The sequence below is a fragment of the Bacillus salacetis genome (genome assembly GCF_049177075.1).
GTDB lineage: Bacteria > Bacillota > Bacilli > Bacillales > Bacillaceae_B > Rossellomorea > Rossellomorea salacetis_A.
Window position 1 is genome coordinate 3,505,844 of the sequence record NZ_CP185377.1, and the last position, 12,624, is coordinate 3,518,467.

General features: G+C 42.3%; 13 protein-coding genes. 5 read left to right on the forward strand and 8 right to left on the reverse strand.

Annotated features, from left to right (window positions below; translation table 11 throughout):
- The first annotated feature begins 69 nt into the window (after positions 1-69).
- Together ACOJQI_RS18270 and ACOJQI_RS18275 are read left to right on the forward strand one after the other, a co-directional pair.
- Positions 70-1,050 (forward strand): ABC transporter substrate-binding protein, encoded by a 981-nt coding sequence (locus ACOJQI_RS18270; RefSeq protein ID WP_421380645.1) that lies wholly within the window; start codon positions 70-72, stop codon positions 1,048-1,050.
- Positions 1,051-1,236: 186 nt separating this feature from the next.
- Positions 1,237-2,718, forward strand: a complete 1,482-nt coding sequence (locus ACOJQI_RS18275; protein ID WP_421380648.1) for an esterase/lipase family protein — start codon at positions 1,237-1,239, stop codon at positions 2,716-2,718.
- 54 nt (positions 2,719-2,772) lie between these two features.
- Here ACOJQI_RS18275 and ACOJQI_RS18280 read toward each other — a convergent pair whose 3' ends face one another.
- On the reverse strand, positions 2,773-2,946 hold the full coding sequence (locus tag ACOJQI_RS18280) for an aspartyl-phosphate phosphatase Spo0E family protein (RefSeq protein ID WP_421380651.1): 174 nt from the start codon (positions 2,944-2,946) through the stop codon (positions 2,773-2,775).
- A gap of 147 nt (positions 2,947-3,093) precedes the next feature.
- Here ACOJQI_RS18280 and ACOJQI_RS18285 point away from each other — a divergent pair, with 147 nt between their 5' ends.
- Complete coding sequence (locus tag ACOJQI_RS18285; RefSeq protein WP_421380654.1) at positions 3,094-3,987, forward strand: LysR family transcriptional regulator; 894 nt, start codon at positions 3,094-3,096, stop codon at positions 3,985-3,987.
- Between the two features lie 48 nt (positions 3,988-4,035).
- On the opposite strand, the gene ACOJQI_RS18290 is transcribed toward ACOJQI_RS18285, so the two are convergent.
- The 5 genes from ACOJQI_RS18290 to ACOJQI_RS18310 form a co-directional block, all read right to left on the reverse strand.
- On the reverse strand, positions 4,036-4,689 hold the full coding sequence (locus ACOJQI_RS18290) for a uridine kinase family protein (RefSeq protein WP_421380657.1): 654 nt from the start codon (positions 4,687-4,689) through the stop codon (positions 4,036-4,038).
- A 164-nt stretch (positions 4,690-4,853) separates the two neighbouring features.
- Positions 4,854-5,702 (reverse strand): D-amino-acid transaminase, encoded by an 849-nt coding sequence (dat, locus tag ACOJQI_RS18295; RefSeq protein ID WP_421380660.1) that lies wholly within the window; start codon positions 5,700-5,702, stop codon positions 4,854-4,856.
- A gap of 22 nt (positions 5,703-5,724) precedes the next feature.
- Positions 5,725-7,137, reverse strand: a complete 1,413-nt coding sequence (pepV, locus tag ACOJQI_RS18300; RefSeq protein ID WP_421380663.1) for a dipeptidase PepV — start codon at positions 7,135-7,137, stop codon at positions 5,725-5,727.
- 113 nt (positions 7,138-7,250) lie between these two features.
- Entirely contained in the window at positions 7,251-8,411 is a 1,161-nt protein-coding gene (locus tag ACOJQI_RS18305) for an ABC transporter permease (RefSeq protein WP_421380666.1), read from the reverse strand.
- On the reverse strand, positions 8,404-9,114 hold the full coding sequence (locus ACOJQI_RS18310) for an ABC transporter ATP-binding protein (RefSeq protein ID WP_421380669.1): 711 nt from the start codon (positions 9,112-9,114) through the stop codon (positions 8,404-8,406). Before ACOJQI_RS18310 ends, ACOJQI_RS18305 begins: the two co-directional genes overlap by 8 nt.
- Before the next feature lie 301 nt (positions 9,115-9,415).
- Here ACOJQI_RS18310 and ACOJQI_RS18315 point away from each other — a divergent pair, with 301 nt between their 5' ends.
- Complete coding sequence (locus tag ACOJQI_RS18315; protein WP_421380672.1) at positions 9,416-9,637, forward strand: DeoR family transcriptional regulator; 222 nt, start codon at positions 9,416-9,418, stop codon at positions 9,635-9,637.
- Positions 9,638-9,735: 98 nt separating this feature from the next.
- Here the strand turns inward: ACOJQI_RS18315 and ACOJQI_RS18320 are convergent, their stop codons facing one another.
- Positions 9,736-10,455: a pseudouridine synthase gene (locus tag ACOJQI_RS18320; RefSeq protein ID WP_421380674.1), complete on the reverse strand. Its 720-nt coding sequence runs from the start codon at positions 10,453-10,455 to the stop codon at positions 9,736-9,738.
- A gap of 99 nt (positions 10,456-10,554) precedes the next feature.
- Between ACOJQI_RS18320 and ACOJQI_RS18325 the strand changes: the two genes are divergently transcribed.
- Positions 10,555-10,776 (forward strand): hypothetical protein, encoded by a 222-nt coding sequence (locus tag ACOJQI_RS18325; protein WP_421380677.1) that lies wholly within the window; start codon positions 10,555-10,557, stop codon positions 10,774-10,776.
- A 95-nt stretch (positions 10,777-10,871) separates the two neighbouring features.
- Here ACOJQI_RS18325 and ACOJQI_RS18330 read toward each other — a convergent pair whose 3' ends face one another.
- Positions 10,872-12,494: a putative polysaccharide biosynthesis protein gene (locus ACOJQI_RS18330; protein ID WP_421380680.1), complete on the reverse strand. Its 1,623-nt coding sequence runs from the start codon at positions 12,492-12,494 to the stop codon at positions 10,872-10,874.
- Between the last annotated feature and the right edge of the window lie 130 nt (positions 12,495-12,624).

Below are 12,624 nucleotides of genomic sequence, written 5' to 3' on the forward strand. Positions count from 1 at the left end.
TTGATAATGAGAATTGTTATCATCTTTATAGCTTAACAGAATAGCTTTTTATCATAGGAGGAAAGAAAGATGAAGAAAAAATCCATGTACATAACATCCCTGATGCTTGCACTGTTCCTGACAGTTACCGCTTGCGGAAACAATAATGACAATTCAGCAGCGGACACAAATGAAGGACAGGCAGATTCCACGAACGAAAATGCAGAGACGGAAAGAACCTTGACAGATGCAATGGGTCATGAAGTTACAGTGCCTGCAGAACCCCAAAGTGTTATTGCTTCTTACTTGGAAGATTACTTAGTTGCGTTAGATATCACTCCAGCTGCTCAATGGTCGGTCGCGGACGGTGCTACAGTCCAAGGCTACCTTCAAGATTCTTTGGCTGATGTTCCGACTATTCCATATGACCTCCCGCTGGAGACCGTTACCAGCTTTGAACCGGACCTGATCATTATGGATTCCGCTGAAATGGTAGAAGGAAACAAATATGACCAATACTCCAGAATCGCACCGACCTACGTAGTAGGTACTGAGCAGAATAACGATTGGAGAGAAGAACTTCAAAAAATCGGTGAAGTCTTCGGAAAAGAAGATGAAGCTGCCAAAGTATTAGAAGAATATAATCAAAAAGTGGAAGAAACCAAAGAAGGGCTGAAGGCATCCATCAATGATGAATCCATCGCAGCCATCTGGTTGGTGGGCAACACCTTCTATATCGTAAATGATGCATTATCAAGCGGAGACGTACTATACAATGATCTTGGCGTAACACCTCCAAATGTGGTACAGGAAATCTCAGATAATTCGACAGCGAACTGGTCGGAAATCTCCCTGGAGAAGTTAGCTGAGCTGGATGCTGATCATATCTTCCTCATCAACAGTGATGGAAATGGGGCTGATGCACTTCAGGATGATATCTGGCAGAACATCCCTGCGGTGAAGAACGGCAATATCTACGAATATGCTGCAGATGACTCCAGCTGGTTATATACTGGACCAATCGCCAATACAAAGATGCTTGAAGATATCAAGGAAAGCTTAATCAAGTAATACCAAAAGGCTTGGTAAACTGTTTTTCAACGGTTTCTGAGCCTTTTTTCTGTTTAATCCATCCTTTTTCCTGCCTTCCCTATGTCCATATGCTCATTTTCCAAAAAATGCTTCTGAATAGCACCTGTTTTCAGATAGGATAAATGGGGAGAACTTCCCCTATTTCGAACGAAATGGAGTGGGAATATGAAAAGGTTGGGATTGATGTTGTTAGTATTGTTTTTGTTTCTTCCAGTCAGCGCCCATGCCGGAACGATAGGCGGAAAAGATGATCCAGGCGGTGTCCCCGGGCAATGGTACAGCGGTGATGCCCCTGGTTATATTGATCCGAATAAGCCGGTACTTGTCTTTGTTCACGGAATCAACAGTTCATCGAAGACTTGGTGGGAAAACAATAATATGTATCAGACTGCCTACAATAATGGATATCAAACAGCATTTATCGATGTTCATCCAGACAGGGACATGCGGGAAAACGGAGCGATTATCAAGGAAAGGCTTCACGATATTTATAATTATTTTGGGCAGAAAAAGATCGTCATAGTTGCTCACAGCAAAGGCGGGATTGATTCCCAGAATGCATTGGTCGAATACAATGCATACCCTTATGTCTCGAACCTTATTACTCTATCAACTCCACATTACGGATCGCAGCTTGCCGATCTTGCCTACAGCAGCTGGGCCGGATGGCTTGCAAGTATCTTAGGAAGCAAGAATGATGCTACCTATTCACTTCAGACAGGTTACATGAAGAACTACCGCACCCAGATTGATTCACATAGCAATCGTTTGAAAAATCCAGTTTATACCTTAGCCGGAACCAGCTGGGGAAGCTTTGGATCCTCTCTTTACTGGGGTGGATTATACTTAAGCTCCTATGGTTCAAATGATGGAGCCGTTACAGTGGCAAGTTCCCGCCTTCCCTACAGTACGGAGGTCCGCGTCGGAAAGTGGAATCATACCACTGTTCGTGAAGGAGAAACCTTTCAATACTTCCGTCCTTATTTGACGACCGGTGTGCAGCAATTTGCCACCCTTGCATCAGAAGAGTCCCCTCCTTTGTCTTCAACTGAAATAGAGGCAGCAATCAGCACTCTTCACCGAGGAGGACAATTTGAAAAAACAGCACGGGAAACCTTTCAGGTGGAAGAAAATGTGGCAAAGCTTGACCTGGACTGGCTGAGTGATAAAAAGACTAAAGATATAGAGATAATTAGTCCTTCAGGCACTGTGTACGACCACTTCCTCCATTCATTAGATGACGGGATTTTCAAAGGCGGACACCATCACAGCTTTCAAATACCAAACCCTGAAGCAGGACAATGGACGGTGACAGCGAAAATGAACAAGGCAGCTTACCTGATGACAGCCGGCTTCCATTCCGACATTAATGAAGAAATCGTCCTTGACGACACAACGCTTGAAGTGAAAAACAAGGGGAACAAGGTAAAAGATTTGCAAGTTAACATCAACATCAATAAAGATGGCAAAAAGAAAAAACAATCCCTTATGAAAATGACCACTAAAGGGAAAGTGCCATTCACCTATAAAGAAGAAGGTGTTTATACAATCACTCTGGACGTCAGCGGGCAGACTGCAGCAGGAAACAAGTTTGAAAGAACGATTGTAAGATCCATCTATGTAGACAAAAATGGAAAAATACATTAAAACTTGGTGGAACACGGCTTACAGGAGCCGTGTTTCTTTATTGATTCCCTTATCTCAACACTCCATCTGTCCTTTAGTGATTTGTTTTCTCTGAATATAATTTATAAGAATATCAAGCTCCTGGCTTATCTTAATCGTCGTTTCACTATTCATCCCATTTTGTGAAGCGGACCTGAACAGCCGTGACCTGGTTTCTTCGATACGTTTATGAATTTCACACTCTCTCAAAAAGATCTCCTCCAGAGTCCATTAAACAGAATTTGTAAATTCAATACTCCTAAAGATTATAAAACGTGTTAATATTAATGTAAATTTAATCATACTAAACTTTGTTTAAGTTCTACTTAATCATTTTGAAGGAGATGTCATTCTACTGTGAACTTTGAACAAATCAAATATGTCCTGGAAGTAAGCAAAGAAGGGTCGATTACAAAAGCTGCTGAACGTCTGCACTTATCCCCTTCAGCTTTAAGTCAATCTATTTCGCAATTGGAGAAGGAATTAGGAGTGACGATCTTTTCCAGGTCCAGAAAAGGTACCGTTCCGACTTCAGAGGGAAAAAAAATTATAAACAGAGGAAATGAAATCCTTTCCAACGTTGAAAAAATGTATAAAGAGCTCTCTATTAACCAGGAAGAAAAATTCCTGAAGATAGGGTGTTCTCCTTCCATAACCTATATTGTTTATGATGCTTTCCTGCTTTTTCACAAAGAACACAGAAATGTCAAAGTAGAAATAATAGAGCTGGATCAAGAGGAGATTTTGAATAAACTCATCCATGGAGAAATAGACCTGGCTTTCTCGCCTTTTAGCGAGGAAGAGTTAAATGGCCTTAATATCAGTGATTTCATTGATTATAAATTAATGTACACAGGATATGCTTGTGTTTGTGCAGGAAAACACTCTCCCCTTTACCTAAAAGATTTTGTAACTTTAGAGGATCTAAAAGAAGAAAAGATGGTCATGTACAGCTCGAAGCGTTCCAACGAATTCAACAATCAATATCTGCCGAATGCTTCCCTTCTTTTTACGACCAATAATCTTGAAGTGTTGAAAAGCGCCCTTTTGGATGGACATGCTTCCTCCCTGGTGTATAACTTTACCTTTAAAAACCACCCTGATGTCAAAAAAGGGAATCTGTCAATCATCCCCTTTATGAATCCAGGCAAGATCCTCAATTATTTTTGGGTCATCTATAACAAGAATAAAGAAATTTCATTTGAAGCAGTGGAATTTCAAAAAAAGATTATCCACCTTCTAAATGAATAGACAGCAAAAGACTCGCCTTCTGGCGAGTCTTTTAAACAAGGTATTCCGTTATTTTAAATTCAATATTTCATCTTTTTCAACCTCATAGCCCTCATTCGAATTCTTGATGACTATATCGAAATCACTATGATAAGGATGCATGAATAACTCGTATTGAATTCTGCGCTGGTCATGAGATTTCCTTAAGTAATTGATATCTGTCCCTCTCCCGGAAACATCACGCACGCTTCTTCTCACCAGTTCGGTTTCTCCGTCTGTATAGAAATAAATCTTTAAGTCATAGAGATCTGGATTGGTAAAAGCGACAGTCATCCCTTCCACAATGTTTATCTTATTCTGGGAAGAGACGAACACACTCTTTGTAAAATTTGTCCCAATCGTATAAAGGTCAAACCCTTCCCTCAGCATCCGCACGTCTCTCTCTAATGCATAAATAGTATGAGCGGCAGGATGGCAGGCTGTCATTTTATCCTGATGATGTTCGTTCATATATTCATAATGAATCGTCGTGTACTGTCTCAGATTAGAACCAATTATGTATGTATCTGTATTAATGTAATTCACATTTTCGCTGCCTAAGAGTTTTGAAAGGTTTTGAGCAAATGTTGTTTTTCCTGATGCACCGTGGCCCGAAATTCCAATAATGATCCTTTTATCTGCCCTGCCAATGTAATTGGCTATATCATGTAATACCTTATCCATAAGGTTCCCCCGCTTTGTCCAAGTGATGGATGCCTGTTAACTTGATGAGCAACCCTACCAATTATTACAAATCTGAAAAATTTAGGCAATAAGATATTTCAGCGGTTTCCATTTCAATAAAAATAAACAGCCTCTTGACTGAAGGCTGTTTATCTTCATATTATTTAACCGCACTGCTGCGTTATTTTTTTCTCAAACACGGCTTGCAATTTTTTCGTAATCTCTCCCGGCTCACCTGCTTCAAACTCTCCCCCTGTTACTTTAACAATCGGCATTACTTCTGAAGTTGTGCTCGCAAGGAAGATTTCATCAGCGGAGAGAAGTTCTTCTACCGTGAATTCTTCTTCTTGTACCGGAATATTTTGTTCTTTACATATATCCAGGATCACTCTGCGGGTAATTCCGTTCAGGATCAAATTGGTTGCAGGGTGGGTCTTGATCGTACCATCTTTTACAATAAACATATTTGAAGAGGATCCCTCTGTAACCTTGTCTCCCCTATGAAGAATGGCTTCAAAACAGCCTGCCTCAGCTGCCTCCTGCTTTGCCATGATGTTGCCCAGCAGATTGAGGCTTTTGATATCACATCTAAGCCAGCGGACGTCTTCAACGAGCTTGGCTTGCACACCATTTTCCAGCTTATCTTTCGGCCTTGGCATTTCCTTAGTATAAGCTGTGAACGCCGGTTCCACATTCTTATCAGGGTAATGATGCTGCCGGGCTGCCACCCCGCGGGAAAATTGAAGATAAATGATGCCATCATTAACCTTGTTGCGCTGGACCAAAGAGGCTAACAGGTTCTTCAGCTCCTCAAAGGTGCAGGGAAGGGTCATACCGATTTTTTCAGCACTTTCAAATAATCTGGTGAGATGTTCGTCAGCCGTAAAAAAAGTTCCGTTGTATACACGGATAACTTCGTATATACCATCTCCGAATTGGTAACCTCTGTCTTCAATATCGACTTTTGCTTCATTCCGCTCCAGGATCTGGCCGTTTAGAATAACATAATTCAATTTCTTCTCTCCCTTTCAGAAACTATTTTTTTGCAAGCTCCGCAATCGCCTGTGCATAGATTGCCGTTGCTTTCAGGAGGTCTTCGACAAACATGTGCTCATCCTTCTGATGGGCAACATCCGCTCTTCCAGGGAACAACGGACCGAATGCCACTCCCGACTCCAGCGAACGGGCATATGTTCCGCCGCCAATGCTTAATAGTTCCCCTTTATCACCCGTCTGCTCTTCATAAACCTTTTGCAGGGTTTTTACTAATACATGATCTTTATCCACATGATGCGGTTTGGAGTCAGAGAAGTTTTCAATTGAGAAACCATGCTGGCTCACAAGCTCATTCAATTTATCTTTTGCACCATTAAGCTCAAATGTAACAGGATATCTCATATTCAATCCAAGTGAACCGCCTTCTTGGTGGTCATATCGAAGCTTGCCGACATTGATGGTCAGCGGTCCAGTAATGTCGTCTTCATAATTGATTCCAAAATTCTTCCCTCTTGAATCACCGCAGAGATAATTTTTGATAAAGGAAAAGTACTTCTTGGAAGCTGAATCAATCCTCGCAGTGCTTAAAAAGTCTGCAAGCAGCAATCCTGCATTTTTTCCATTATCCGGTTCCATCCCATGTGCTGAAACGCCTTCAAGCTCAAGGAAAAGGTCCCCATTCTCCATGTAGTACTTCCCGGTCAGGCTTTGCTTTTCCATGAATGCATCATAATCCTGTATAAGCGTTGAATGGTCTGCTGAAACCGCAATCTTCACTTTTGCAAAGTCGGGAACCATATTATAGCGTCTGCCGGATTCGAAATTCATCACTGTGATGCCCGTGTCCTGGTTATCAGATGGCGCCCCCATCACAAGGTCATAATCGGCAATCCCTTTTTCGGCATAAATGATGGGGAAATCCGCGTCAGGTGCAAACCCCATGGCCGGCATCTCTTCCACTTTGAAATAATGCTCGACGCAGCGCCAGTCACTTTCTTCATCTGTCCCGATGATCATGCGGACACGCTTATCAAGCGGGATTCCTAATTCCTTCACTATTTTCATGGCATAATAGGCGGCTATAGTCGGCCCTTTATCGTCCATGGCTCCTCTTGCAAAAATCTTGCCATCTTTGATTTCTCCGCCAAACGGGTCGACACTCCAGCCGTCCCCCTCCGGAACAACATCGACATGGCAAAGTATCCCCAGCAGCTCTTCTCCCTGGCCAAATTCAAGATGTCCTGCAAGGTGGTCGACATTTTTGGCTTTAAAGCCATCTTTTTCTCCAAGGTTCAATAAATATGTAAGTGCTTCTTTGACTCCCTCTCCAAGCGGAGCCTCTTCTGTCGTATTGTCTTCATCAAGGATACTTTTGATTTGCAGGAACTTTTGCAAATCTTGCAGAAGATCATCTCTCCGTTTTTCTACTTCTTCCATCCAGTTAATATTCATTCTTAAGTCTCCTTTATCTATATGTTTGACTACTCTCTATTCTATACGTTCTACGCCCTCATGCAAATCCTCACAACTTCACAATTGGATGGGGACCGTTTCCTTCCAGGTCATTAAGAAAAAACACCAAGATAACGCAGCAGCGTGAAGGCTATGATGCAGAAATACGGAATGAAAGCGGCAATCCGTGTTGCTGTTTGAGCTTTCAACAATTCTGTTTTGCTGCTGTACTTGTTTCCGATAGGATGCTTAGAGATAAGCTTGGTCCAGACCCACTCATTCCAGGCAAGAATCGAAAGGGCCACCAATCCTGCAGCCCCGAGTTTGAGCCATAGAGGGGGCAGGACCACTTGCGAGAAGGTCAGAGCTCCTATCGATTGAAAGTAGGTTGTACTATACGTGAAGTTTCGGATAAGGGCTTTAGTGAATAATTCCAGATAACCAAAGAAAGGCGTCCTCCTTTTAAAAACGACCTGAGATTTGCTGAAAAGTCTGGGTCTGGTTCGTTCTGAAGAAACAAGTTCTTTTTCAACCTGATACGAAAACATGAAGATAAGGGAAATCCACTTCACCTTCAAGTCCCCTTCAATCCGTAAATCTCTTTGGATGGAATTCTTACTGTGTATCCTTCTGCGATTCATAACAAAAGAGGCAGTCATCAAAACGATAATTTCGGCAGCAAGAATAATATACTGTCTATGATATATGAATTGATAAGCAGCACCCCAAAGTTGTAACTGCACAATGATTGTCAAATAAAATAGAAGTGTTCTCCTCCAGCCCTTCTGTAAACGGGCCAATTTTCCTTTTATGGCCATGTGGCTCCATTTTGATGATAGAAGAAACAATAAATAGATGAGGAGGACAAACAGCCCGGTGTTGTAATGCTGCAGCCAAAAAGGAGCTATAAGCACACCGATCCCAGCTGTCAAAATCAAAGTCATGCCGTATGTGCTGCTTACACCCCATTTTTTCAATCCCAGAAATACCTTGTAATGCTTGACCAAAAACACCTGATCAGCCCCAAGAATATAAGTTCGAAAATACCCGGTAAGGATGTAGAGAAAAGGAATCAGAAAGAATAGTTCAAATGGAATGGACACAGCCCACTCCGGGATTTCGATCCACCAGGAACGATAAATCATCCCACCTATGACAACGGTGGGAATAATGATATAAAGCATGACGGTCCAGTCTGCGACAGATTTGATTACATTGTATTGAAACAGGAAGTTATTTCGGAATCTCTTGAAGAAAAGTTTGAAACTACTCAAGTTCCTCCCCCTCCTCGTCCGGGATACAGTCATAGAGACTTCCTCCCTCTGTCCCGCATTCTTTTAAAACTTCTTCAAGGGTGCCCGATGCAAGCATCGTCCCCTGGTTGATGACCACAAATTCATCACAAACCCTTTGGGCCGTATCCAGGACATGTGTACACATTAAAATGCCTGCCCCTCTGGCTCTTTCTTCTTCCAAAGACTTCAGCATCAATTTGGTTGCATTCGGGTCAAGTCCTATGAACGGTTCATCAATGATCAAAAGTTCAGGTTCTGTCAACAGTGCCAGGACAATCATTCCTTTTTGCTGCATCCCTTTTGAAAAGGTAGATGGAAACTGGTGAGCATGATCAATCAACCGGTACTTCTTAAGAAGTTCCTCCCCTCTCTTTTTATAAATCGCCTGTGGGATATTTTCTACACTGCCCACAAATTCAATATGTTCCCAAAGGGTAAGCTCATCATAATAAACCGGCCTTTCCGGAATATAAGAATAAGAGACTCCTTCCTCAATATCCGATCTGCCTTCCATGAACGGCAGAAGCCCCATCATCCCTTTGATGGTTGTGCTTTTTCCAGCTCCATTGGAACCGATCATCCCCAAAATTTTTCCGGAAGAAATCGCAAAAGATATAGTATGTATCATTGTTTTCCCAGCTTCATACCCGCCCTTTTTTATATCTACATTTAGAATTTTCATATTTTCCCCTCCATAAGATAAGTACGGATTATCGGAAAAAAAGTTCTGATTTTTTTAATTTTTTTCTATTATTTACATATAATAAATGTATCAATGGCTTTAAGAATTATTTAATTTTTAGTAAATTTGGACATTTTTCTAGAAATCAGGGTAGAAGAGGAGTAAAATAGAAGTTGTTCCGGCATCTATGAAAACCAAATGAAAAGGAGCTGTCTCAAACGGATAAATTTCCTTGATGAGAAAAACTCTTAAAGCTGATATGCAGGCTGGCCTTTGGGAAAAAAGATGAGGGAGTGGTTTTTTGAAACCTTCAACAAATCGAATGCTGACTCGAATCAAATCAATCTACATTTTCATCAAAAAGAATGGTACTGTCACAACACAGGACCTTGTAGATGAGTTCTGCATTACTCCGCGCACCATTCAAAGAGATCTGAATGTTTTGGCTTACAATGACTTGGTAGAAAGTCCTTGCCGGGGCCAGTGGACAACGACGGAAAAGAAGGTTAAGATGACCTCCTAGCTACATAGCTGAAACTGGAAGCGATAATTGAGTATAAACACCAAAAAGAGCTGATGCCTTCTGCACCAGCTCTTTTTCAGCAATTAATCATCAAACTCTTATTCAATCTTATAGTTTTTTAATTCCTCAACTTCTTCTTCTGTCAATTCCCGATACTCTCCAAGCTCAAGCGTTTCGTCCAGCGGCAGCGGCCCCATGGACATTCTTTTGAGATAAACGACCCGCTTGCCTACTGCCTCGAACATCCTTTTCACTTGATGGAATTTTCCTTCAGTGATTGTAAGGTTGATTTCCGATCTTAATCCTGAAGAGATGATCTCAAGTTCACCCGGTTTTGTTTCATACCCGTCATCCAGTGTAACACCATCAGCAAAAGCTTTGATATCTTCTTCTGTTACCTCTCCATCTATCACGGCAAAGTAAGTTTTCGGAACATGTTTTTTAGGAGATAGGAGCTGATGAGAAAGCTGGCCGTCATTCGTGATCAACAGTAATCCTTCTGTATCTTTATCAAGTCTTCCGACCGGGAATGGATTGAAAATTTGATCTTCCAATTCAAGGAGATCAATGACGGTCTCGCCTTCTGCATCTTCCGTAGCGGACAGGACTCCCGGCGGTTTGTTCATCATCAAATAAACAAACTCTTTATAGACAACTTCTTCCCCATGAACCGTAACGGTGTCTTGTTCCGGGTCAACATGGAACTTTGGATCTTTGACCACTTCCCCATTTACGAGCGTCCCTCCGCCTTTTAAATGTTTTTTCACTTCTTTTCTGCTTCCATATCCCATATTGGATAATAATTTATCGATTCTCAATTCTTAGTCACTTCCCATTCTTTTAGGTGTTTGCCTATACCCTTTCGAGCTTTTCGCATAGGCTGTAGTGAATATATAAATACTGCGAGGTGTGCACTTATGTATCATAGACAACAAGGACAGGGCGGGCTTTTCCTTCCGCTTCCGCAATTTCCGCAGACCCCGGGTTACGGCGGGGGCTACGATGGCGGCTATGGCGGAGGTTACGGTTCTTTTGAAACTAGATTGGACCGTCTGGAAAGGCAGTATCAGCGGCTTGACCGCCGTGTAGACCGCTTGGAGCGCCAGGTTGAAAGAATCCAGCGGCAGCTCGGTTACTAGCAGCATAGCCTTTATCAAAAATGAAGAGGTGACTTTTCAACAAAGTCCACCTCTTTTTATTTTACCTCTACTATTGATTTCTATAAAAGGAATTGCTACTCTCCAAGCCTTAACTTTCTTCTCACCTTGGCAGCCCGTTCACCGAACAGCCTGTCGGCAAGCCTTGACCTGAAGCTTAAGTAGAAATAGATACCGGCGCCCGCAAGACCGCATACAGCGACGAGGACAATGGCCTGCATCTTGGCTGACGGGTCAAGGAATTGAGTCAGGATCCCGTACAGAATGATGACAGCGACGCCCATTACAACATTGAACATCAGAATCAGCAAGGTTCTTCTGAATACGGAATTGTACTGATAGTTTCCATAAACCTTAATCACCACAAGATTGATGATGACTGCAGCCAGGTACCCCAGTGTTGTAGCAAGGATGGCACCTTGGGTTTCCATCAATTTAATCAGCGGGATGTTCAGGGCCAGTTTCAACAGCAAACCGACAAGCAAGCTGAGAATAGTATACTTCTGCTTATCGATTCCCTGCAGGATCGCTGCTGTGACCGCAAATAATGCAAACAAAATCGCGACAGGGGCATACGTTCTCAATACTTCTGTCCCAAGGTCGCTATGACTGTAGAATAAAGTGTAGGTAGGTTCAGCCAGCAAGGAAATCCCAAAGGCAGCAGGAACGGTTAAAAATAAAAGAATCTGGAATGTCTGGTCCAGCTGGCGGTTCATCTTCCCATATTCATTCTGCGTATAAGCGGACGTAATCAAAGGAAGCAAGGACATCGAGAAAGCAGTCGCCAACGAAACCGGGATGATGACAAGCTTATGGGCTGCAAAGTTCAGGACCCCAAAAGCTGTATCCGCAATATCGGCATTTCCGATTGCGCCCATCGCCCTGTTGAATGTCACCTGATCGACTAACTGAAACAGAGGATTCGCAATTCCGACAAAGATAAACGGAATCGAATAAGCAATGATTTCTTTATAAATTTCGACCAATGAGATATCAACTGTTCCTTTATCCTCTTCCAGCAGCTTATCGAAATGCGGCTTCCTCTTGAACCAATACCAAATCAAGGAGGCAAGACTTGCAACCCCTCCGACAAATGCACCGAAAGTAGCGACGCTGATGGCAGTTGTCATTTCGCCCTTGATGACATAAAGAACGACATAAACACCAACCAGCAGGAACACAATCCGGACAATCTGTTCAATGACCTGTGATACAGCTGTTGGTCCCATGGAGTTGTGTCCCTGGAAAAATCCCCTGATCAAACTCATGAACGGAATGATGATCAAGGCAAAGCTGACAGCCCTGATAACCGTTGTGACCTGCGCAACCGTGATGACCTGCTCATCACTCGGGATTGTGACCTTCGCAAAGAATGGTGCAAAGGCATACATAATCAGGAATGAAACGATACCGGTCAGGGTCATCAACACCAAGCCGGATTTAAACAATTTCCTGCCGACGCTGTATTCCTGCAGCGAATTATATTTTGAAATGAACTTTGACACAGCGAGCGGAACACCCGCAGTCGCAATGGTCAAAAAGATCGTGTAAGGAACATATCCGTATGAATACAAGGAAGTCGGTTCAACTTCATTGCCCAGTAAAGCGTAAAACGGTATAACAAAAAAAAGACCGAGAAACTTTGAAATAAATACGCCGAGCGTTAAAATAAACGTACCTCTAATTAAAGTCGATGACATAAAAATTCCCTTCCGAAACTTCTAATTTCACACTATACGTAGTTTACTATTCAGACTTCTGAAACACAACTAGAAAGCTATCGGGGAATAGTTTGTAATCTATGGCAAATACCATTAAAATTAGCGGTGA